Annotated in this window: 12 protein-coding genes and 2 pseudogenes; 8 read left to right on the top strand and 6 right to left on the bottom strand. The window is 60.9% G+C overall.

Going from position 1 to position 23,714, the window contains the following annotated elements:
- Nucleotides 1–1,584 precede the first annotated feature (1,584 nt).
- Nucleotides 1,585–1,890 carry a hypothetical protein gene (locus QA640_RS39175; protein WP_283037977.1) on the top strand — a complete coding sequence of 102 codons (306 nt, stop codon included), beginning with the start codon at nucleotides 1,585–1,587 and terminating at the stop codon, nucleotides 1,888–1,890.
- Nucleotides 1,891–3,243: 1,353 nt separating this feature from the next.
- On the top strand, nucleotides 3,244–10,158 hold the full coding sequence (locus QA640_RS39170; protein ID WP_283037976.1) for a shikimate kinase: 6,915 nt from the start codon (nucleotides 3,244–3,246) through the stop codon (nucleotides 10,156–10,158).
- A 1,450-nt stretch (nucleotides 10,159–11,608) separates the two neighbouring features.
- On the opposite strand, the gene QA640_RS39165 is transcribed toward QA640_RS39170, so the two are convergent.
- The gene (locus QA640_RS39165; RefSeq protein ID WP_283037975.1) at nucleotides 11,609–13,402 is read right to left on the bottom strand and encodes an NEL-type E3 ubiquitin ligase domain-containing protein; all 1,794 of its coding nucleotides are present in this window, start codon (nucleotides 13,400–13,402) and stop codon (nucleotides 11,609–11,611) included.
- Nucleotides 13,403–14,970: 1,568 nt separating this feature from the next.
- Between QA640_RS39165 and QA640_RS39160 the strand changes: the two genes are divergently transcribed.
- The 3 genes from QA640_RS39160 (at nucleotide 14,971) to QA640_RS39150 (ending at nucleotide 17,028) form a co-directional block, all read left to right on the top strand.
- Nucleotides 14,971–15,780, top strand: a complete 810-nt coding sequence (locus QA640_RS39160) for an Effector protein NopP (protein ID WP_283037974.1) — start codon at nucleotides 14,971–14,973, stop codon at nucleotides 15,778–15,780.
- 627 nt (nucleotides 15,781–16,407) lie between these two features.
- Nucleotides 16,408–16,788 (top strand): hypothetical protein, encoded by a 381-nt coding sequence (locus QA640_RS39155; protein WP_283037973.1) that lies wholly within the window; start codon nucleotides 16,408–16,410, stop codon nucleotides 16,786–16,788.
- Nucleotides 16,789–16,821: 33 nt separating this feature from the next.
- Nucleotides 16,822–17,028 carry a cold shock domain-containing protein gene (locus tag QA640_RS39150; RefSeq protein ID WP_283037972.1) on the top strand — a complete coding sequence of 69 codons (207 nt, stop codon included), beginning with the start codon at nucleotides 16,822–16,824 and terminating at the stop codon, nucleotides 17,026–17,028.
- A 339-nt stretch (nucleotides 17,029–17,367) separates the two neighbouring features.
- Here the strand turns inward: QA640_RS39150 and QA640_RS39145 are convergent, their stop codons facing one another.
- Nucleotides 17,368–17,601 carry a hypothetical protein gene (locus tag QA640_RS39145; protein WP_283037971.1) on the bottom strand — a complete coding sequence of 78 codons (234 nt, stop codon included), beginning with the start codon at nucleotides 17,599–17,601 and terminating at the stop codon, nucleotides 17,368–17,370.
- An 851-nt stretch (nucleotides 17,602–18,452) separates the two neighbouring features.
- Nucleotides 18,453–18,695 (bottom strand): TenA/THI-4 family protein, encoded by a 243-nt coding sequence (locus QA640_RS39140; protein ID WP_283037970.1) that lies wholly within the window; start codon nucleotides 18,693–18,695, stop codon nucleotides 18,453–18,455.
- Between the two features lie 522 nt (nucleotides 18,696–19,217).
- Here QA640_RS39140 and QA640_RS39135 point away from each other — a divergent pair.
- Nucleotides 19,218–20,600 carry an IS110 family transposase gene (locus tag QA640_RS39135; RefSeq protein ID WP_283037969.1) on the top strand — a complete coding sequence of 461 codons (1,383 nt, stop codon included), beginning with the start codon at nucleotides 19,218–19,220 and terminating at the stop codon, nucleotides 20,598–20,600.
- Nucleotides 20,601–20,861: 261 nt separating this feature from the next.
- Nucleotides 20,862–21,110: pseudogene (locus QA640_RS39130) on the top strand (ATP-binding protein); the annotation flags it as partial.
- Nucleotides 21,111–21,339: 229 nt separating this feature from the next.
- Here QA640_RS39130 and QA640_RS39125 read toward each other — a convergent pair.
- A complete protein-coding gene (locus tag QA640_RS39125; RefSeq protein ID WP_283037968.1) occupies nucleotides 21,340–21,594 on the bottom strand; it encodes a hypothetical protein in 255 nt (84 codons plus the stop codon).
- A 124-nt stretch (nucleotides 21,595–21,718) separates the two neighbouring features.
- On the opposite strand from QA640_RS39125, the pseudogene QA640_RS39120 reads away from it, so the two are divergent.
- Nucleotides 21,719–21,919: pseudogene (locus tag QA640_RS39120) on the top strand (helix-turn-helix domain-containing protein); the annotation flags it as partial.
- On the opposite strand, the gene QA640_RS39115 reads toward QA640_RS39120, so the two are convergent.
- Together QA640_RS39115 and hemN are read right to left on the bottom strand one after the other, a co-directional pair.
- Nucleotides 21,920–22,117 (bottom strand): DUF1858 domain-containing protein, encoded by a 198-nt coding sequence (locus QA640_RS39115; protein ID WP_283037967.1) that lies wholly within the window; start codon nucleotides 22,115–22,117, stop codon nucleotides 21,920–21,922. It abuts the pseudogene before it with no gap.
- A gap of 218 nt (nucleotides 22,118–22,335) precedes the next feature.
- Complete coding sequence (gene hemN, locus QA640_RS39110) at nucleotides 22,336–23,688, bottom strand: oxygen-independent coproporphyrinogen III oxidase (RefSeq protein ID WP_283037966.1); 1,353 nt, start codon at nucleotides 23,686–23,688, stop codon at nucleotides 22,336–22,338.
- Nucleotides 23,689–23,714: the final 26 nt, after the last annotated feature.

Below are 23,714 nucleotides of genomic sequence, written 5' to 3'. Positions count from 1 at the left end.
CCGGGCGTCTGGTACATGTAACAGGCGCGTCTCAGCAATCGACATGCCAGGAGCCGCGAGCTTGGTTGAGACAATCATCTCTTTGCGATCTCAGATCGGCCTAATTGCGATTTGCTGTCGGGTTCTGCACATAGAGGTCTTGAACGTGACCGGCTGAATACGAACAAAGCGGGAGCTATGCAGGAATTTGCGTGATGACGAGCTCCGAGGCGGCGTATCCAGGCGGGTGACGAACCTGCGAGAACTTCTCCAAGGAGAGCGATAGGCTCTGAAGGAGATGATCAACATCCTGCCCTTCGGCCGTCTGCGGGGACCATGCACTGGTACAAATTCTCCGCAACAGAACGGCGTGATCTGTTCGCCCGGGCCGTCGACCCAGATGCAGTGCAGGATTACGGCGATCTTCCGGGCAATGGCTAGCTTTGCCTTCCTCATGCCAATCCGTTTTGCGAGCTTAGGTGCTTCAGATCGTCGAAGAAACGCAGCTAGGACAACAAGGACGAGGCCTTTGATCTGCTGCGGATGGCGCTCACCTTGCCGCGCTTCGAAGTGACTGTGTACATCCAGGCCAACGTATCGCTTCATCATAGCTGTCCGAATCGTTTGATTGAGAGAACTTGATCGAGAGTGCCATCCTGCCAAGCGTCGACCGCAATACGTCATCGTGTTCAAATTTGACTCCCGCATTGCTTCAGGAAGGAATTTTACCCGGGATGAAGGTCGGTCGGGCTGGCTTCAGGCCTCTCAGACGTCAGCCGCCGGCCATCGAAAGCAGCTGTGATCTTCTTCGACCGCCGATGAAAGGCACAATCGAACTGGCGCTCACATCGCACGGTTGAGCAATATTACTGCGCCTTACTCGCGCAGCGTTTCTTGCGCTCTGAGGTGTGACCGGGTGCTACCGATCGGTAATCGGGCGCGAGATCGCTGGACCGCGAACCTTGCATTTCTGGTGCGCGCTCTTTTAGCCTTTGATTGCGCTACCTCGGCACCCAACCATCCAACAGCGCACCGTCCCAAGCGATAACGCGTTCATCGTGCTTGGCGGAATACTCCCTGTAGTGCGCGGCTGCAGGCGACAGGGCTCATCGGGATTAAACGTTTCCATCGGGTTCATGTGGCCCATAGGTCGCTTTCGTTCCAAGCAAAAGGGCCCCAGGCGGTGGAATGGACGATATCGCACGGCATCAAACGTGTGGCCGATCGGGCGGTTACGGCGGTGTGAGCGGAATTCGCGGCGCCCATTCGCTCGAGCAAATTGAGCAGATCGCGGCGTCTATCCGCCAGTGGGGATGGACGATGCCGATCCTTGCGGCGGACGGCGGCGTGTTCTGGCAGGTCACGGGCGCCTCGCGGCGGGCAAACTGCTCGCCATCGCCGAGGTGCCGTCATTGGCAGGCGGTTGGAGCGATCAGTAGAAGCGCGCCTATGTCATCGCGGATAATCGGATGGCCCATGCGTCCGAGTGGGATGACGAGATGCTCCGGCTCGAATTGAACGACCTTCTCGAATGCGGCTCTGAGCTATCGCTGACCGGCATCACCGACAGCGAGTTGTCCCGTCACTCCGGGCGAGCTGGAAGGGATGCCGGAATTGCCCGATGGCGACCGGTCTCCGTACCGCGACATGACGTTCATTCTGTACGGCGAGCAGTGGGACATCGTCGAGCGTGCGATAACCACGGCGACCAAACCACGTGAGCCGAACAATCCGAATGGATCGCCGCAATGGAATGCGCTCGCCGCGATCTGCGCCGAATATCTAGGCATGTCTTGTAGATCGGGTTTGATGGTTCGGCTCAAAAACTCGCTCTGGCGCGATGCTGTCCAACATTGCTATTCGTCCGCGCTCATGATCGCTTTCAAATTTGAACGTGAACGTTACCAGTAGGACGGGGCCGACATCGTCCCTGACTTCGACTGCCATCTCTTGCCGAGCTTTGCCACTGTATGTGGGGGGCATCTCGCACCGTGTCGGCCAACGAGCAAGCGGCTTCTTCCTGTGCGCGCTGGACCGCAAGTAATATTTCGCTGACGCGTCGACCCCGACGGACGGAGGCTGCCAAAACGCTCTTGCCGTCCGCACACGGTCGAGTTCGCTTATGGGTTCTCACTTATGAAGATCAATCCATTGAGGAATGCGCGTTCTCGGCAGTTGCTGAGCCGTTGCTCCCAGTCTGTCAGCTTTCTGACAGATAGAGCCGATAAAGGTTGCATCGTCGGCACTTGGCTATCGAATTCGTGATGGCTGGCAACGCTGTCCTCTATGTAGGAGACGATTGTGAGGGGCATCGACGGGCGCGGGAAGCCGCCCATTTTTGAATTTGGCGCCAACGAGGATCGGCGTGCTGATGGTTCCCGTGCTGGATCGACCCCTGCCATTCCTGCCACTGAAGACCAATCATTTAGTGCCGTCGTGAAGCGGATGCGCACTGAGTCTCAGAATTCTAGCGCGCCCTCTTCTAGCGTAACGCGGCGCAGCGGCGGGGGCCTGCCTGACCAACCTACCGGGCCTCCTATCGGTGCACATCAAGTCCCGACACATGTACTGCCTCGCGCGTCGAAAAGGCGGCGCGACCCCTCGTTGCCGGAAGCGAGCTGGTCGCATCCTGATACGCAACTTTGCCGTGACGATTCAGGGCCCGAAAGCTCACACACCGGCACGCTGCTGTCGGATATGCAATCCCTGGCCGACCGGGGCGGCAGACCGCGAGGGCCGCGCGTCGGCGATGGGCCCCCGCAGCCAGAGCAGCTCGCAAGCTCGGAACGGCCGGATAGACCTTACAATGATCGCGCAGCAAATCGGGACCCAGGATCTCAGCGTTCGGCTGATGCGCCCCGGCGCGCTAATCGAATAGTGGCGAGATCGCAAAGAAGCGCGCTCCCCTCGAATGCGCAACCGAATTTTGATCGGGGAGCCCGAGCGGGAGGGCTGCACGTCGACGGCAAGGCTCTGCAGACCAGCCATGGGTCAGGTTTCGGGCGACCATATGTGCCTCCTCGTGCAGGCTCCTTGCGTCCGGGCGAGTCGTGGCGTGCCGATCGAGCGACCGAAGGCTCGCAGAGACGAGCGTTCCTACCGGATACGCATGCCGGGAGAGGCGGACCAGGAAGTCTGCGTATCGACAATGCACCTGCACAAGGCTCCATCTTGCGAAGAGATTTTGCCCTTTCAGGTGAACTTACTGCGGCGCTAGCAGAACTCTCTCTCGCTCACGACATTCGCGACTTTTCGACTGCAGTCGTGCGTCATGCCAAGCGGCTGCGGATGCCGCACATTGCGACTTTTCTCGAGCGCGTTTCCGCCGATTTCAGTTCTAAATTCGTCCCGCGCCTGAAAGAAAAGATCCGCTGGTCGTGGGGGTACGCCACAACATGCAACGCGATCAGTCAGGAAGCCGGAGGCGAGGCCGGTCAACAAGCGTGCAGAGGCCTCGCGGCTCGGATATCGCGGCTTGACAGGAGGTTGATGAAGGAAATCGAGCCCAGGGCTATTTCGCTGTTGGTACTGTCGTTCGGCCGGCACGCGTCGTCGCCGGAATGCCGCGATGGAACCACCCGCATCGCCCACTTTTGTTGCGATGAAGCCCAAGTCATTCAGAGAATGGACGGTCAAAGCCTGGCATTGCTGGTGAACGGCTTTAGCAAGTGGCCGGAAGAGAACGCCTGTCGACGAGCCATGGTCGCAATAGCAGGTAACGTTGACGCTGGCCGGCTTTCCGATTTTGATCCACAGAACCTAGCCAACTTGGTGAACGGTTTCAGCAAGCGGCCCCGAGAGCGAGCCTGCCGCCGAGCCACGGTCGCGATTGCGCGCGAGCTTATCCGTCGTCCTGCTGACCAGCTCGCTCGTTTCGACAAGCAGCAACTGGCTAACCTGGTGAACGGTTTCAGCAAGTGGGCGCTAGAGCAGGACTGTGGTATGGCTACAGTCGCAATTGCCAAGGAGATCGCGGCCCGCGCCAAACGCGACAACTGGCTCCAGGGTCTTGATCCGCAGCATCTAGCGAACCTGGTGAATGGCTTCGGCAAGTGGCCGCAAGAGCAGGCCTGTAGCAGAGCTACAGTCCAAATCGCTACCGAAGTCTCTCGCCGTGCCAGCCGCGCCGACGAACTCTCTCGCCGGGCCACCCGCGCCGACGGACTCTCTCGCTTTACTTCGCAGCACCTAGCGAACCTAGTGAACGGTTTCAAGAAGTGGCCGGAACGGGCGCGCTGTGGCGACGCCACAGCCGCTGTAGCCCGAGAGGTTCTTGGCCGGGCCGAGCAACTCCGCTTTTTTACCCCGCAGGAGCTGGCGAACCTGGTGAACGGTTGCAGCAAGTGGCCTCAAGATGAGGACTGTAGGAGAGCGACAGTCGCAATTGCAGAGAAGATCGTCGCCCGCGCCAACAGCGACGGCACGTTCTCGGGCTTTGCTGCGCAGGAGCTGTCGAACCTCGTGAACGGATTCAGCAAGTGGCCCCAAGATGAGGATTGTGGCAAAGCGATCGTCGAAATCGCCAAGGAGATCGCCGCCCGTTCCAAACGTAAAGGCAGGTTCTCAGACTTTGCTGCGCAGACGCTGTCGAACCTGGTGAACGGATTCAGTAAGTGGCCCCAAGATGAGAATTGTAGCGAAGCGATCGTCGCAATCGCCAAGGAGATCGTCGTCCGCGCCAATGGCGACGGTGGGTTCTCGGACTTTGCTGCGCAGACGCTGTCGAATCTGGCGAACGGTTTCAGCAAGTGGCCGGAACAGGCGCTCTGTGGCGACGCCATAGCCGCCCTAGCCCGGGAGGTTCTTGGCCGGGCCGAGCAACTCCCTCGTTTTACCTGCCAGGAGCTGGCGAACCTGGCGAACGGTTTCAGCAAGTACCAGGACGACGAGACGTGTCGGCAGGCCGTGTTGGAGATCGCGCGCCGCCTTGGTGCGGGCGCTCACCGGTTCAGTGCTTTCACCACGTCTGAGCTTAGCATGCTCGCCAACGCGCTGGCCCGAAGCAGCACGGACAGGGAGCAGAGTGGCCAGATGGCCGGGAGCGCCCTGCTGAAGGACCGGTTGCACAAGCTCGCCCACTATCTGCACTATGCCAATGATCGCCTGGCGCAGGCCGACGTTCTGGGTATCGCCAACCTTTTCAAGGCGCTGGGCAACGCGCGGCTGGTTGACGATCTCGCTCTGCTTGCACCGGCGGGGTTGGATCGGTTGGAGGTGCTGTGTCAGCGGCGCGATTTTGCCGACGACAACAGTTTGGAAGCCATGGGGAATCTCTGCGTCGCCGTGCTGCCGCTGGCACGCAGCTCGCAGAAGCAGCTGCGCTGGCGCCGCAGGCAGGCGCTCAACCTGCTAAACGACATCCAAGGGGTCATAGAAGACAAGATCGCGTCGCATCTTGGCGCGAGCGAGGCGGGGCGGATCCATGGTCCACACGCAAGCCGCTGCCCGGCCTTATCGATCTACCAGGTGCTCAAGGCCCGTGCGGTCCTGGAGAGATTGTACAGGCGACCGTATGTCGAGGGCAACAGGTTCGATCTGACGCGAAGGCAGCAGGACCTGCAGCGCGGGACGCGGGAGATCCTGCACCGCACGCGCAACCTCATCCAACGTGACCTGTCCAACATGAGCTGGAATCTGATCGCGCAGATCGAGGCCGACGGGCCGCTCGAGGCGCTGGATTCGTTCCTAGCGCAGAATGCGACCACGGTCGAGGCCCACCGAGCTGCTGCCCGGTTCAACATGCATCAGGTGTTGCGCGACATGGACCACGCGCCGAGGCCACCGCACGGCAACGCGGGACTGATGCAGTTGCCGGTCGTGGACCTGCAGGGGCGCCGAATAGCCACGGAGCCGGAAATCCGATATTCGGCTTTTCATCGCCTGACAGAGGGGCAGGTGCCGGTGGTCGCGGTGCAACTGCCCGCACCGCCGAGTGCCTTCATGCTGGCGCGGACGCTTACCGTCGCGGGCGTGCCCTACCGCATGGACCTGTTCGGCGGCAGCAAATTGAAACCCCCGAGGTTGACGCTGGCGCAGATCGCCGCGCGGGCACCCGGCGCACCGCGCGCCGCGCCGCCCGGGGGCAAGCTCCTGGCCATTCCGTATGCCGACACCGCCGCGGGCACCGACTTTGAGCGGCTCTCGCGCGCCTGGGCGCCGTTCAAGGAGGCCTACTTTTATACGCAGCGTCGAGGGTTTGCGGCGCCACCGGCGATCAAAGGTCTCGGACCCCACGACTCTGCGCTCGAAGGCGCCTTCAGATTGTCGCTGCTGCCGGATCGTCCTGCCGGCGAGGCACACCCCTTCAGGCTCACCGGTCCGTACGGCGACATTGCGTTGCAACCGCATGACGGCTGCGGCTTCATCAAGGCCTCGCTCGCCGAGCGCATGCCTGCCGTCCAGCGTGCCGGCCGTGCGGATGGTCCTGAGCGAGTGCCGGCCTATGGTGAGGGCCGCAGAGCATCCTTGCCTGCCTCCGCGCTGCAACACTACCCCCGCAGCGAAGCTGTCGCCGATGAGGCGCGCGAGAAGGCCATGAGCTGGCTTGCGAGCCGAGACGGGCATGAGCTGACCTCCGAAGAACTGTACCGAACCGTGACCGGTGGCCACATCGATGGTCCCGGTGCCGTGGCCGTGCCGTCCAGCGATGGCCGCCTTCATGTGCCGACGCTCAAGAGCGAGACCTTGACAGGCGAGGGGGGTGTGCTGATCGGCCGATCGCCCTACGACAAGCCCAACCTGCGGCCGTTCGCAACCGCGCAGGTTAGGTCGACAATTGATGGAGACCCGACCGCCTCGTTCCTCGATCGGTGCGTCGCTATCCAGTACAGCTTCAATGTCGCCCAGAAATCGAGCGGCGAACTGGCCGCCGACGATCCGACCTTCTTTGCCAAGGGCATTCTGATCGTGGTGCCCGACGCGATGTGGCCGGCCGCGTTCGCCGACCGTGGGCTGGTGCTGTCGGCCGAAGACGTCAAGTGCCATTCGCACTGGACCAGGGCCAAGGACCGCGCCAAGGAGGACACGTTGCTCGAGGGCGTCGGCATCCTGCAGGCAACCGAGGTGTTCGCGCCGGGCTCGTTGGTTGCCGTCCCGCCGGGTGAGCAGAAAAAGCTCGATGGCGACTTCGACGGAGACGCCGTCATCATCGTCGGCGACCGGCCACAGCTTTATCAGCACGTCCTGCAGTTCGATCAGGAGGAGCAGGCACGCGGCGTGCACTCCCTCAAGCCGCCCAAGTCGCACACCGCGGCGATGGAGGGCAAGCGCTACCAGTTCAGCCGCGCAAGTCAGATCCTAGCGGCCACGCAAAACGTTCTGGAGATCTATACCGGGTTGCAGCGAGACTTCCTGGCGCAATCCCATGAGGCACGGCGCTGGTTTGCCGAGCGCGCCGTGTTCGGGATCTACGAGGGCATCCACCACGAGCTCAGGGGCGAGCTGCACAAGCTGATGACCCAAGACGAGGTAAGCCGACAGGAGATCGAAGACAAACTCGCAAAGGCGAGGCAGGAGATCGAGGTCGCAGACCATCCGGTCGCCCGGGAGCTGGCCGAGCTGCTCATGGCCGACCTCGAAGCATGGTCGGAAGAACACATCTCGCCTGGACCTGCCGACAGCGTCAGCGACGCCAGGCGGACGGTGAGCGAAGAGCTCTGCGAACTATTCCCCGGCCTGGCGGAGACCTATCCTGCCACGGCTCAAGCACGAGAGCGCATCCAGCTGATCGTCGACCACTACCCGGCGCGCATCCATCCGCGGCCGGATGGTTACGTCGCCGATGAGCTCGTGCAAGCCACGAACAATCTCCTAAGCCTCGGCATCAAGGTCGGAACCGACGCCTACAAATCCGACACCGGCGCCCGTCTGTTTGCGGCCAAGAGCCGTCGGCTTCTGCACCTGCTACAGCAGACGCCGGGGCTGAACGCGGTGCCCTATAACAAGGGCTTGGCGGCATCTCTCCAACAGGGCTGGCTGGATATCGATGCGACCCTGGCGGATCTGAAGGACAATCCGACGCTGACGGCGTCGATCATGGAAGCCTCCATCAGGCTCGCTGCGGAACGAGGCATTCTGCCGAAACCATCCGATCGGCGGCTTGCCAGCACGGATTCCGCCATGACGATCACGCTGAGCCGCGAGGAGGCCGCCGGGCGCGCCAAAATCGAGGCCGACCGCGCCAGGATCGAAGAGGAGGCAATCACGACGATCGTGGGCGAGGTCGTCGATAGCCTGCGGCAACACAAGTTAATGGTGAACCTGCCGCATCACGATCGTCGCCTGAGATCGGAAGCCTCGATGCGGGACCAGCTCATCGGCGTGAGCCTTCCCTCCGGGGACGCTGCACAACTGATCAACAACGCCGTGCGCCATGTCTTCGAAATCCCTGACAGCGAGTTTACAGCGGCCTTCAGGAAGGCCGTGCTGGCGTTCGAGGAGCATGGCTACACCGAGGTCAGCACGACCAACTGCTTCAGGGTGCTCAATCCTACTTTTGTCGGCATCAAAACCGTCTTCGCCACGCCGCAAGGCTACCGCTTCGAGGTGGAGTTCCATACGCCCGGCAGCTACAAGGCCAAGATTGTCAATCACGATACCTACAAGATGCTGCAGCGGGAGGAGCTGCGAGGAAGCGAAGAGACGCTCGATCCATCGCGGGCCGAGCAACTCTTGCAGCGCGCCCGCGCGATCTGCAAGGATGTTGCAATTCCCGATCAGGCCACAGACATCCCCAACTGGAACACTGAGGCAGGGAGCACGGCTGGCAGAGCGGCCTTTGCGGTGCGAGCTGCCCGGCCCAAGAGGTCGCCAATGGCCGGACAAGTTGTTGCCGCCCTGGGCGAAAAGTCGGTCGTGCTCGTCGGCATGATGGGCGCCGGAAAATCCGACATCGGCAAGAAGCTCTCAAAGCTGCTGGGGCTCACGTTCGTTGACTCCGACAAGGTGATCGAGAAGAAGGTCGGCATGAAGATCAGCAAGATCTTCAAAGATCATGACGAGCAATATTTCAGGGACCTCGAGGAGAAGGAGATCCCGCAATTGCTCGAGCAAGGGCCCGTCGTGCTCGCAACCGGTGGCGGCTCCTTCATCAATGAGAAGATCCGCAACTGCATCGGCGAGAAGGGAATCTCGATTTGGATCAATGCCGATCCGAACATGATCATGAGGCACGTGGCGAAAAACGCCAACACCCGCCCGCTGCTACAAACTGCAAGCCCACAAGAGACAATCAAAGAGTTGATGCACCAGCGCGAGCACATCTATGCAAAGGCCGATCTCAGAATCGATCCTACCAAGCGGGAAGTCAGCAAGAATGCGGATGCGTGCCTGAACAAGCTCCACGAGAAGCTTTGCAATCGCGTTTCTGTCGAACCAGGCGTACCCGCGTGCGAGGAGTTGCGTGATGATGCTCCGAGCGGCGGCGCATTGGGCAAGCAGCCCGCACCGGGCGCATCGAGCACTAGGGAGGTGCAGCAATCTTGGCCAGCACCGAGAGCGTTCGCGCAGCCCCGCTCCTTAAAGCCGGTTGGCCCGTCGTCGGCCGCACTGTCCGCTAACGAATCGTCTCGCGAACTGCCGCGCTCCGTAAACGGCCGCAGCGGCCTGGTGCTCGGCGCCAGGGAATGGCTGGGCAGCGAGCACATCGCGGCAGATTACGCGCTCCTTGAGCAGGAGTTGCAGAGAAACGATCCGGATCTGGCGGCACGGACGCGGTTCGTGCGCCCGGCGGTGGCCGCACTGCTGCGCTTGACCGAGAACCGGGATGATCAGCTCGAAACCTTCCTGGGGATCGTCAATGACCAGGATGGTAACGATACGGCCGACTTCCTGTTCCTGCCAGTGAACGATGGCGATGGTCAGTTCGGCGGCTCTCATTGGTCGCTACTGCTCGTTGATCGGCACACGCCGGGCGGGGCCGTTGCCCATCACTACGACTCCTCCGCTGGGGCACACAATCACAGCGTTGCAACTGAGCTCGCAGCAAGGCTGGGCGCCCGCCTGGAGTCAGCCGGCATGGCCGAGCAGCAAAACGGTTATGACTGTGGCGTGTTCGTGCTGGACGGCACGCGTGCGCTGGTTAGAGGATTGGCGCAGAGCCCACCGGCCATGCTGCACCTCGACAACATCGTGGCCGATCGCCAGGCTCTCCAATACCGACTCCGGGCTCATCCTGGGTAGACCCCATCAGCGTTAAGGTAGTTGGAACATGGTTTAATAGCGGCGGTTTTTCCTGGACGGCTCGTGGAGGTGTCGGCGGAGAGCGGAGAAAGCGGCGAAGCCAAGCGATAGTAGGCTGGGGAATGGGAACGAGGCGATGAGCAGTCGCCGAGCGCCAGAGTGGGTCAGGCGACGTTCGCCCAGCGGGGAGAGGAGCCACACCCGCGACACGCCATGGCTGAGCATATCCTAGAACGATCGTTCCGACATCCACGGCCCGATGCGCGCTCTCCGAATTGACGTCAACGGCATGCGCTGCTTCATTCACGCCGCGGAGAATTCAGAAACTTTTGCGTGCTGACCGACGCGAGGCCACGGCGCTGCAGGTCTTGCAACATGATGCCAATTCCGGGCTAACTGCCGTGGTGGCGACCGCGGAAACTGACCTAACGAGGGCCGGAAATCTGACGTCACGCTTCGCTCGTGCTCGGCGCCCCGCGTGAGCGTGGCATTGGTCGGCCGATCGACTTTTTCTCCATGCGCCATGACCGATCTTTGGTGCGATGCAGGATCTGCCGCATCATCGCGTAGGGATCCAATCAAAGCAGGCCTACGACCTGACAGCCTCGAGACTGAACCAGACCGGTTGAATTTCTAGCCTCTTTCAAATCCGATCTCGAGACTGGTCACAGCGGACCTTGTGGTCCCGTGGCCTGACGCGATGCCGCCTGGTTTCAGATCGACATCGATGCGAACAAATTCGGAAGAATAGGCTGAGGTCGATCTCGCAGACCCCTTGTCGCTTCGCTGCCGCACGGTCTCAGCTGCGAGAAGCTTGCGGTCGGAATCGATCAGCTCGACTGTCCTCGCGGAATTCCAGGTAAGGGCCAGCCAGCTGGACTTTTTCCCGTCGAACATCGGCCCGCTGCAGTTTAATGCACTTGGTCTTCAAAGCGACGCTTCGCCTGACTTCCCATCCCGGAAAACTCCGCCTCGCTATGGCGTTTATCGGCTTCCAAATCGACACCCCGATGGAGTTCGCCAGGATGCACAGGCAAATTCCCTAAAGCATGATACGGAAAGGTGTGAAGCGGCTTTCCTCTCGACCAACGCGGAACGCGTTTGCACGGAGATCATGTGCACACAATAATTTAATGCGCAGCATCGCGCTTTGGGCGATGCCTGTCAGTCGGTCCAGCGTCTCACGACGGCTGGATATCCGGATTGCCAAGCAGCAGTTGTGCAACAACCGTGTCGGCCGCTTGCGAAGCTAATGAATTGCATCTGAGCCGCTGCCGCGCGCGCGCCCCGCGGTAATCGTTCGAAGCCATCAGCTCCGCGCTGCGCGTGGAACTGCCGGCTGAGCATTTTCAACGAACGGCTCATTCGGCGCGCCGGCATCCGAAAACAACGTGACGTGGCGAGGGCGGGTGAAAACAAAATTAATGCCCCTCGCAATTGGAAGACCGCTTCACAGCTCAATCGCATGGTTCTCAAGCACCTGGCGCATCAGAGCGCCCTTGATCTCGCGGGCGATCTCTTCGCGGATCTGGGCTCCGAACTGCACCTCGGCCTCGCTGTCTCCGGTTAGGTGATGGTCGGCGAGCCGTTGCTGAAGGCGGCCCGGAAACTCCTCGTTTATCGCCTCGGCGAGCCGGTTCTCCATCTGTGCATGAGCTTCGGGAGCGATCCGGCTCACCACCATCTCCCAGGGTTGCCAGCGAGTTGCCAGATAGTCGGCGAACCCCGCCGCCTCCTCATTGCGCACCTGCGTCTCGGCTGCGTTGAGGTCGTCGTCAGTGACGTAAGCGACATCAAAGAACCGCATGTCCGGAGCGATGAGCTGCAGTTCCAGCCGCTCACGTAGCTTGACCTGATAGGCGAGATAGACCTCGATCTCGTCGACGAAGCGGAGCGAGTTGACCTTCTGACGAGCGATCGGCTCGAGCGCGTTGAGGCGAAACAGGACTCGCGCCTGCTGGATGAGTTCGCCGAGCCGATCGTCATAGACCTCGTCCTCGACGTCAGCGATCAGACGTGCAGTCTGCATACCGTTCCAGGTCAGCGTGATGCGATCCTGACAGGTCTCGCTCGCCCCGAAGGCCAGCTGAAAAAACTGCTGGCGCAATTGCGGCCTGATCGCTGCCTGCCGCAGATCCTCGGCCACCGCCTGTCGGAACTCGGGATTGTCATAATTCACGGTCTTCTGCAGCTTGTCGAGGAAGAGCGCATATTCCGCCGCACCCTCCTCGCTAGCGAAGTTCTGCCAGGCGGCGATCGTCTCCGGCTCGCCCTTCAACCAGTCCGCTACCGCCTCGGCCAGGGGTCGCGCAGAGCCGCTCGCCGTTCCTCCATCCATTGAAAAGAAAACTTGCGGGCCGGCATAGCCCAGCGCATTCAGGGCTCCCGCCAAATTCGCCCGCACCTGCTCGGGCAGCGGATTATCATCTACATAAACCATGCACCAAGAACCTAGCTCGGTTAGCAGGGTCTCCGGCAGGCTGGTCAGCCGATTGTTGCGTGCTTCGAGCACCCGGAGCTCGACCGGGAGATTCTCGGGCAAGCTCGTCAGCCGGTTGCCACTAACGTGGAGTCTCTGGAGTTCAGACGGGAGGGTCTCGGGCAGGCTATTCAGGCGGTTATCGCGGGCGAAGAGCAACTGGAGCTCGTCGGGGAGAGTGTCGGGCAGGCTGGTCAGCCGGTTGCCGTCGGCTTCGAGCTCTTGGAGGTCGGGCGGGAGCGTGTCGGGTAGGCTTGTTAGCCGGTTGCCGCCGACGGCAAGCAATTGAAGTCCGCTCGGGAGGTTGTCGGGCAGGCTGGTCAGCAGGTTGCCGCGGACATCGAGGTCCTGGAGCCCGGCCGGCAAGGTGTCTGGCAGGCTCGTCAGCCGGTTGCTGCCGACGGCGAGTGTCGAAAGGCCCTCGGGAAGAGAGTCGGGCAGCCCGGTCAGCTGGTTGCTGCCGATGACGAGTGACTGAAGTCTTGTCGGAAGGTTGTCGGGCAGGCCGGTCAATTGGTTGTTGCTGGCGCCGAGCGTCCGCAGTCCGGACGGGAGAGTGTCAGGAAGGTGCACCAGCTCGTTGTCGCTCACATTGAGCGACTGGAGCCCGGGCGGAAGGGCGGCGGGCAATGTCGTCAGGCCTAGGTATTGCAGCTCCAGCCCTGCATAGACATCGCTGGCCTCTGCCCAAGCTCTTATTCGTCTTACCGCCTCTTGCCGGTCCTCGCCTTCCGTCTGCCACTCCTCGCCGGCCCAGGTGTCCAAGATCTGGTCAAGCCGCGATTGGCTGAGGGCTTGGTCTTCGAGGTCCGTCGCACCGCTTGAAGAGCCTGAGGCCCACGTGCCGTGCAAGGCTTCGGTCCACGGCGCCGCGGCCGAGCTGAGCCGGCGGCCTCCTCTTGAAGTATTGCCATCGCCCGGCCGGGGTTGTCGGCTGAGGTTTGCTGCCCCGAGATTTTGCTGCCAAGGAATTGCGGGGGGCGTTGACCAATCCGGCGCCACATCATCGGCCTCCGCCCACCAATGCTCCTCCTGACCGACACTATGCGTCGGCCAATCGGCAGCCGCATCCATGCCGTGCCAAGAATCCGTCAGACTGAAACTGCCGGCTGGCAACTGGCCACCTCGATCCGCGGCCGCAAAAAGCACATGTCGATTGACCTGCGGATCCGATGGCAACCGCGAGGTGCCTTGTCCGACGCGACCCTCATGCAGCATTCTCAAATGATCCGCATCGCTGTTCGACACTACGTCCGCGTCGCCGAGTCTATTTGAACTGGGGGGCGGGCGCTCGTGCGGATGCAACTCGTTCAGCTGCTGCAAAAACCCCGATTGGTCCGCCTGCTGCTCTTCCAGCCCGTCGTAGTACTCCCGATCGACATCTGGGGCCTCGAATAGGTTGAGGTTGTTGAACGGATCCATCCCATCTCCTTTGTCAGATCTGAGCAGCTAACGCCGAAGCTGGATAAACACGTTCTCGCTACGAGGCTTAGCTTTCGAGAAGCTGACGGGGAATCAGAATGATCGTAACTATCCAGTTAGATCTCTGCGGGACGCTTAGTGCTTGATTGCCCGCGCTGCAGTTCGACATGCCGAGGCGGGATGATGTCGGCAGTTCGAGAAGCCGTTTTCTGAGCCTCTCACGAACGTCCGCGCTTGTGCGCGCCGGTAATGCGGAAAGACAATTGGTGGCGATCTCATGGTCACTTTCCGTCCAAGCTGAAGCTCACGCGCCGCGATCATGACGCCCGCCAGTTGACGTCAAAAGGTCTGCCAGACTTGTGAGGAGAATGATCACAGTCTTCGCTGGGCGGATTACGCGCGGTGCTGCGTGAGGCAGGCAGGATCGCGTCTGCACCAGAACCGCTAATGGCCGGGGTCATCAAATGCTCGACAATGATCCGCGACAGGGACGCGGGCTGAGGCCGAGGGGTTATCGTCTCACCTCGACGAATCGCGAGATGTGTTCTCGCCGGCGAAAGCGGTCTCTGTCACCCGTTAGATCGGGCGACACGCCCGCCAGGGTGATAACGAGGCTCAAGGTGCCATATCGGTTAGCTCTCGCGACAGTGCGGGCGGTCAGAGACTGGGCAAAAGTTGCAATTTGTCACGCGCGTTCGAGCCAAGGTTGCGAACGCTGTCCTGCAAGCAACGTCACGCGAGCCTGCGTGTGCGCTGTCGTGATCGCAGCTAGCACGCCGGCCGCGTGGAAGCCGTCTGCATATTCTGACCTGTACGTCAGCTTGGCGTCAGCTGGGACAAATATGAAGGCGCGCTCGCTTGCGCAGCCTGAACTCGCTGCCAAGCAACTTCACTGATAGGAGAAAAACTACATGTATAGCCGAATCAATGGCTCATCCGGCCAATTCAGCAACGCCAGCCAGGCCGACGAGCCCAGATATTCGGCGGACAGCGACAGCTTCGCGGACGCGCTCGCAAACATGCACTTGGGTTCGTCTTCGTCAGGAACACGGTCGTACTCGCTGGTTGACAGGCCTCCTGTCGTGGAGATCTCAAGGCGCCAATTCGCTGACAAAGCGAGGGAGTATCATGGCGATGAGATCAGGCAAATTGGCGCGAACCCACAAGAGTATTCGTCTCACATATCCTCAAAGGCCAAGCGCACAAAAAAGATCGCTAAGAAATACGGCACGACGCAATACGATACGGATAGCGCGCGCTATTTCAGCTATCAGCTCGGCAACACCAGTGTCGGGCTTTTAAGAACAGAAGGCGGATTTGAGATGGGCGACGTGTTCCAAGGAGAACAGTGGCAGGAACAGTTTCCCGGGCGAACTGAAGTCACGTCCACCGTCGATCTTCGGGTGGTCCATCCGCTCGTCGAGAACGCCGGCGATATCTTGCTGGAGCATCAGCTTCGGCTAGACGGCGATGGGGCGCTGCTCCATTCCCGTCCTGGTAATCAAGAGGCCAGGGCCCGCTCGCGGCAGTTTGGCTTTGTCGATGTGGATGCCGATAACATGGTGCTTGATCCCACTCAATATCCCGATAGGTGGACGAAGAACAGTAACGGTCAATGGCAGCGGGCCGACAAACCCGCACTATATCTATCCAAAGAGGCCAGCGATACCGAAACAGGGCACGTTTCGGATCGGTCCGACGATGGCTACGACTTTATGTAGGATCGCTTAGGATCTCTGGCAGACGAGGCACGATGGACAAGACTGAACCCAGAACATGTCGGTTTGTCGCTGAACGCGGCTCGCTAAGCAGTCGTTCGGCGACGTCGGCTCCATCATCGGCGCTCGGATGCTATCGCCCGGTTTCGGCCTCCATGGTAAGGAAACTGAGACTGTCTGTTGGGTGGCCTTTCTGTCGGTCGATGAGATCTGATAGCGCTGCCGCTTGAGCAGAACGTGCAGGCGCCGATCGACGGACCGATGCCTGCACGATCGTCCTTATGCATTCGCGCGGACCCAATATTATCCGCTTGTTTCGTGCCGCATCTGTCGGTGCGCGTCAATCGGCAGCAAGGTGAGCGGGATTCGCGTACCGCCACGCGGGCGGGGTGACGTTAGCGAGCACCACCCTGAGATCGAGGTTGTCGTATCCTTTTTGGGTGAAGCGGTCAGACCACTACGCGCGCGCCGCAGGATTTACCATGGTAGCGGCTGCGTTGGCTTCCATCACGCTTGCATCCAACGCGAACCCTTCGCCTTTGACGAGGCCCGCTGCCATTCACGTTGCAACCACGCGCTCGAAGATATGCCGCAGGATCTCGCTCTCACGGAAGCGGCCAAACCGGTTATTTGCAGACGCTGTTACGACGCTACGATCTTCTGCGAGGCATCGACCCGAAGCGGTTTACCGCCAAGGGCGAAGAGCAAGTCACGCTGCTATTGCGCACTGTCTTTGAAAGCAGCAATGGTGCGGCGGCGCTGACCGTGCCGATCCTCCGAGCGGTGAGTGGGTGCATGCATAAGACTTGGGTCGAGAAGGGTCTCGCGTTCATCGAGGCTTATGACCGTATCCATCTCGTTGGGCTTCATGGGATGTTGACCGATCTCGGCCTAGAAGATCAGCTTGAGCGCGTCTTGCGCCACAAACTGAAGGAAATTCTCGGATCTCCGTTAGCACCGGCGGCCCCAAAGAAGACCCCGCGACCGAATGTGGCACGGATGGCGGCTTAGAACTCGAACGGCAGCAAAAAGGAAAGCAGACGGATGGCGTCGGGAGTTATCAAAAAGTGGATCGCCGATCGAGGCTTCGGCTTCATCAGGCCTGACGACGGCGGCTCAGATGTATTCGTGCATGCCACGTCGTTCCCGCGCGGCGTTGAGCACCACGTGGGCGCGCGCGTGAGCTATGACATCGTCAACGATGAGCGAAGCGGCCGGCCGAAAGCCGTCAACGTACGACTCAGCGGCTAGGACGCTAGATGCGGCTGGGGCGTCGCGTGGAGCGGCCTTTCTGGCGTCCGCTACCTCACAGATCCCAAGCAAAATACCGCATCAGCGCGGCCCCGGCGCGGCGGCCTGAGGCCTTCTGAAGCCAAATACTAGCGCGCCCCCCACATTCTTCTCAATTCCGCTGCCGCAAAATCCTCTCGCTCCCTCATAAAGCGTTCCTGGTGCGCTCTGAAGCTTGCGACACGCTGGAGGATTTCTTCGCGCTGGTTCGGGTCGGCAACAATCTGACGCCGTGAGGCTTTGGTCGGCTCCTCGCCGTGCGCAAGTTGTTCGTCGAGCACGCGGCGAACGATGCCTGGATCATTTACTCCCGTCTCGTATTAGGCGCGCTTCGTGCAATTCGTTTGGCGGCACTAACTCGGTGCCGCTCACCATTTCCGGGCTGGAAAAGCTGCGCTCGCCATTGCTGCGAAGTTCGCCACGATCCTGCGCCGCATCGTATTCGTCGCCGAGGCGGCGCTTGGCACCAGCTTTTTCAACGAACGCCTTCGTTTCCGCGATGAGCGCATCGAGATCAGATTGCCAATTGGTCATTGGGATGTCCCCCATCACGGGAACGACTCTACCACCCCCTGGCTATTGGAAGCCTGTGGAGAGACGGTGCACAACTCGCACTTTTGGGCGCCCCAGATAGGCTGTGGATGCGTCCGGCCCCGGCCGGCACTTCCGCCAGCCCCGAAATAATGAACCGGGCGCGGCTACGCGCGGCGCAAAATGTTCCGTTTTTTTAAAGTATATTTGATGCGCGATTGAAACGCGCGCTGCCGCTCGTTGGTTGGAGGGTAATCGAAACTGCTCTCGGAGATCCCCATGACCAACGAAGATATGCTGGTCCTGGCCGGATTGGCCGGCTTCGCCTGGTGGACATACATCTATTTGCCTCTGGTCTATTTCCATGTCTGAGGATGGGTTGTTTGGTGGATGTCGTCAGCCCACTGCAGGCGGTCAAGGTTTCTTGGCAGCCGGGATTCCATCTGCCACATAGGTTCCAACCCAGACCCGCTACTGCGTATCTTTGATCAATCTTCGCGGCGCGCCGAAGGGGACCCTCAAAGACCTTGGCGTCGACAAGGAACGCGCCTCGCGCGCCAAACTGAGGTAAAATGCCTCTCTTTGTGGGGCTCGCAAGTATGCGCGCTCTCGGTATCTCGCTGATCGTCGCTGGTCTCGCCCTTGTTTGCGGCGCACTCATCTCGTGGCCTCGGGGATCGCAGACAAAAAGGAAATCGCGGAAAGAGGAAGAAAAGACGTAGGCAGAGGGGCTAGCAGACTTGGTGCGACGCATTGACGAGATTGACGATGATTCCTTTAATGTCTCGTGAGTCGCTATCTGCGCCACACTAACCTCGGCTTGAATCCCCGCGGCACTCGCGGCGGCAATCACCTTATTTCAGTCGCGCGGCCGCTTTCCCAGCCTCAGTTACCTCGTACACGACATCACTGATGTTGACGGAGACTTCGGTCAGCCAGCCTAATGCCACGAGGCGTTGATATTTTCCGCGGTCAATGTTTCCGGCGGTGTATTTCCTGCCGCCCGCAGCAGCGATTTTGCGGATCAACTCAAGGTCGGTCGGTTCTGCCAGTGGAGTCACGATTTCTTCGCCTTTAGCGCGGCTTCCAGCAACCACCGGATCGCCTCGGGGCGGCCGGGTAATCAGGCTGCTTGCGGCGCCAACCGTCTAATTCTTTTGCCAATTCGGGCTGAAGTCGAACCGTGACTGGGTGTCCCGTCGCTGGAGCCCGCTTTTTGATGACGTCATGGTGTCACGAATTGCTTTTGCCATGAATTCATGGTGCCACGAAAAGCAAGCCGAGGGGAAGCGCGACCTTCCGCCCCGGCTCTAACCCCAAACCACACGGAGGCCCTCCTATGGCCAAGGTTAAAAAGCGTTTAGCACGCAACGACGAACTGCTTCCAAAAAACTGAGCGGGGCGCTGCGCGCCCCCTGTGGGATAGAAACGGGTAACCGCTAGACTGCGGCCGGAAGGGAGCGGCCGATACGATTTTGGTGGCACGTGACCCCGTCAAAAAACCTGGTCCATGGGCTGTTGCGCACTTGAGAGTGGTGACGCCATCTCGGCGATCCCGTTTAGGAATTTGAATGAATTGCGCAGCCCAGCCCTTCCGCCGGAGTCAGGAGGAGCTACAGATGAATCCCAAAAGATCGAAGTCGAAGGACGGCGGTAAGATGCCGATGGTGCACCCGAACGCGGCTGCCATCGACGTTGGCGCCACCATGCATATGGCGGCCGTTAGGGCAGATCGCGCACCGGAGCCAGTCCACAGTTTCGGTACCTTCACGGCCGATCTGCATCGGCTGGTCGACTGGTTTACGGAATGCGGCGTCGAGACCGTCGTCATGGAATCGACCAGCGTCTACTGGATTCCGATTTTCGAGCTTCTCGATGCCCGGGGATTTACCGTGTTTCTTGTCAACGCGCGCGATGCCAAGCACGTGCCGGGGCGTAAGACCGATGTCAGCGATGCGCAATGGCTGCAGCGGCTCCATTCATTCGGGTTGCTGCGGGCCAGCTTTCAGCCCAAAGGGCAGATTGCCGAACTGCGAGCCTACGTGCGTCAGCGCGAGCGTCTGCTGGAGTACGCGGCCTCACACATCCAGCATATGCAGAAGGCCTTGACGGAGATGAATCTTCAGCTCCACCACGTCGTCGCCGACATCACCGGCGCGACCGGCCTGCGTATCATACGCGCGATCCTTGCCGGCGAGCGCGATCCCGAGGCGCTGGCGTGCTTGCGCCACTACAGTTGCCACGCCAGTGCCGAGACGATTGCGAAGGCGCTCACCGGGAGCTACCGAGCCGAGCATCTGTTTGCGCTCGAGCAGGCACTTGCGCTTTACGACACCTACCACGAGAAGGCATCTGCCTGCGACGCCCGGATCGAAGCCGTGTTGAAGGAACTGAGCAACCATCGCGGACGTGGCCATGGACCAGCACCGCCGGCCTCGCTGCGTCGGAATCGAACCGATCAGGCGAACGCTCTAGCTTTCGACGTCCGCGAGGCGCTGTTCGCGTTGCTGGGAAAAGACATCACCACGATCGACGGCCTCGGTTCTTACCTCTCGCTGAAGCTGATCGCTGAATGCGGTGACGACCTCTCCTCGTGGCCAAGTGCAAAGCATTTTACCTCCTGGCTAGGACTGGCGCCGAGCAACAAGGTCTCCGGCGGCAAAAGGCTCTCGTCCCGAACGCGCCGATCCGGCGGCCGGGCGGCGGCGCTTCTGCGCCTTGCTGCCGTCACCGTCGGACGCACCGATACTGCGCTCGGCGCCTTTTACAGGAGACTTTCATCGCGCATCGGTAAGGCCAAGGCAGTGACCGCCACGGCCCGCAAGATCGCAGTTCTGTTCTACAATGCTGTGCGATACGGAATGGACTATGTCGATCCCGGGGCCTCGTCCTACGAGACGCGCTACCGGACGCGAGTGGTCAACAATTTGCATCGGCGTGCCAAGGCATTCGGCTTCGTTCTCCAGCCCTTGGAGCCGAACGTCGGCGATGCCGTTTCTTAGGAATCGTCGGAGGCGGCACCACGCACACGCTCGGAAATCATCGCGGAATGCGTGCGGTACATGCAGGCCACAGGGGGCTACGCCGCAGGTCACGAAGCCGACCCAGCGACGGCGAAATTGCGGGCGGGCCGTCGGGGAGAGAACTGCTCGAGCGCTCCGAGACCGCGCTGAGCTGCCTGATCGACATCGGTCGAGGGAAGACAAGCTACCGTTGAGCGCCTACGAGCTGCGACGATTCGCGCGCTGGATGCGAGCGTGAGCTTCAAGTCAGTTCACGCCAGCCGCGGTAAAGTGGTGCGCGCCGAACCGATCGCCGCTCTCTATGAGCAACGCAAGGTGCACCACGTCGGCAATTTCTCCACGTTGGAGAATCAGATGTGCGCTTTCACGAGCGATTTCGATCGGGGGCGCCTTGGCTATTCCCCCGATCGTGTTGACGCACTGGTGTGGGCGCTAACCGAACTGAGCGGACCGCAGCATTGGGTTATTCGGACCGAACTGCGGATTTAAAAATCGCTGTGGTGCGAACGATATGACTCCCTCCGGACCCGCGCACCAAAATGCTGAGGATCCTTGCATCGCGGACAGGTGTACCAATCCTGTCCCTCGGACTGGTGAGAGAATTGCAGTATACTGATGCGCTCGTCCTGAAAGCAGGTGGCGCAAGCTCGATGGATTGGCTCACCATTTGCTTCAGATGCCTTTAGCTCATAAGCGAAAGAGTTAATGCCGTAGTCCTTCAATTGTAGCGATCAAACTTGCGCTGCTGCGCTTTTAGCTTTTCGATCTGTTCTTCTAGGTCGGCGATCTGCCAGTCAGCTCGTTCATCGTGAGCCGCGAAAACACTTGCGTTTGCCTCTATAAGCTTTGATTGGAAATCTAGTAGCTTCGACTGAAATGCTGTCGCGTCACGCAAATTGATCATCGCGTGTCCAATGTCACTAGCCCCTTTAAATGCCGAGATAGCAGCCGCAATTGCAGAAACGTCGGCCATTCTTAAAGCCTCCATATGCATCAATAATCAACAGATCAGCGCAGCTGCGACCGTGCGTTTGCTACCAAACAGTTCATCAACGCTATAGCGACTTCAGCGCAGCGACGGCAGGGCCGGCAATGGAGGCATCGAGATCGATTTTCCGATCAGCCGCCAGGACATCGCGCAGATGACCGGCACCACACCGCACACCGTAAGCCGCATCCTGAGCGGCTGGGAGAGCCAGGGCCTCGTCGAAAGCGGCCGCCGGCGCATCATCCTGCGCGAACCGCACCGGATCTTTGTCCTGGCCGAGCAGAGCACGGACGGCGGCTCGGCGCGTTGATCACGCCGGAACGCTCTCGCACAGTGCGGCGATGAATTTTTCGCGATCGATCGCGTGCTCGCGGCAGGCATCGTCGACAGTGTGGAAGCAGGCAATCGGACAGCCGACGCACGCCATCCGGAACTTCAGGAACACGCGGATCGTATGCGGCGCCGTGCGCATGATGTCGTCGACGAGATCGTCAGATCGGAAGGGCATGGGCTACTCCGTTCCGGTGAGACGATAGCGGCGTTGGCGAGACGCTCTTTGTTGGAGAGCAAGCTGGGGCCGGTTCCGCTGGCCTCGTCATTCCGGGGCGCGCGCAAGCGCGAGCTATGATGCGCAATTGCGCATCTGAGAATCCATCGTGCCACGACCTAAGTGGAGAAATGGATTGCGGGCTCGCGCCAAGTGGCGCGCCCCGGAATGACGGTGGTTCACACCGCCCGGCTGTGCAGCTGCCTGGCGACGTCCAGATGCGCGTCGAAGGCGGCGGCGACGCTGCGAACGAGGAAACGGGAATCCTTGGCGACAGCGAGCTGGTCGCCCTCGAGCCTGACTACGCCATCGGAAATCAGCGTCTTCAGCCGCGGCGCGGATTGCAGCACTGCATCGGCTCGCGCGCCGTGCCGGGCGCAGATCGCGCCGAGATCGGCGCCGTAGTCGCACATGATTCGCTCGATGATGTCGGCGCGCAGCCGGTCGTCGCCGGTCAGCGCGTAGCCCTTGACGGTTGCGAGGAGGCCGGCCTCGATGGCCTTCGCATAGGCGACGATCGATACCTCGTTCTGGACGTAGCCCTGCGGCAGATGACCGATGGCGCCGGCGCCGAAGCCGAGCAGAACGTCGCTCACATCGGTCGTATAGCCCTGGAAATTGCGACGCAGCGTCTTGCTCTCGAAGGCAAGCGCCATGGCGTCGTCGGGACGTGCGAAATGGTCGAGCCCGATCTGCACATAGCCGGCATCCTTCAGCGCGTTGGCGATCGCGCAGGCCTGATCGTGACGCGCGAGGCCGTCGGGCAGGACCGCCTCGTCGATCTTGCGCTGGTGCTTCTTGAAGGCCGGCACATGGGCATAGCCGAACACCGAGAAGCGGTCGGGCTCGAGCTCAAGGCTGCGCCGCACCGTGTCGAGACAGGAGGCGATGGTCTGGTGCGGCAGTCCGTAGATCAGGTCGAAATTGACGCCCTTGATGCCGGCGCGCCGCAGATTCCGGGTGACGGCAGCGGTCTGTTCGAAGCTCTGCACGCGGTTGATCGCGAGCTGCACGCGCGGATCGAAACTCTGCACGCCGAGGCTCGCGCGGTTGACGCCGGCAAGCGCCAGCGCGTCGGTCATCTCGGCCGTCAGCGTCCGCGGATCGATCTCGATCGCGATCTCGGCCGACGGCAGCACGAAGTACGCCTGCCGGATCGAAGCCATCAATTCCGTGAAGGCTTCGGGCGCCATGATCGTCGGCGTGCCGCCGCCAAAATGGATGTGCGCGACCTTGATGCGGCGGCCGATGGTGCCGGCCACCAGTTCGACCTCGCGGCGCAGCGTCTGCTGATAGGCCGCGATCACATCGTCGCGGCGGGCGATCTGGGTATGGCAGCCGCAGTACCAGCACATCTTCCGGCAGAACGGCACGTGCAGATAGAGCGAGGCGCTGACGCTGGCGGGAAGCTCGGCGAGCCATTGGGCGTGAGCCTCGGCGCCGACCGCGGGCGAGAAATGCGGGGCGGTCGGGTAGCTCGTATAGCGCGGCAGACGTTCGTCGCCATAGCTCGCCGCCAGATCCGCTCTCATGTCTTGATCCATCCTGATGTCGAGAT

Origin of the sequence: Bradyrhizobium sp. CB82 (assembly GCF_029714405.1) — a bacterium.
GTDB lineage: Bacteria > Pseudomonadota > Alphaproteobacteria > Rhizobiales > Xanthobacteraceae > Bradyrhizobium.
Note: the sequence above shows the minus strand (reverse complement) of the source record. Positions and strands in the feature narration are given on the sequence as shown.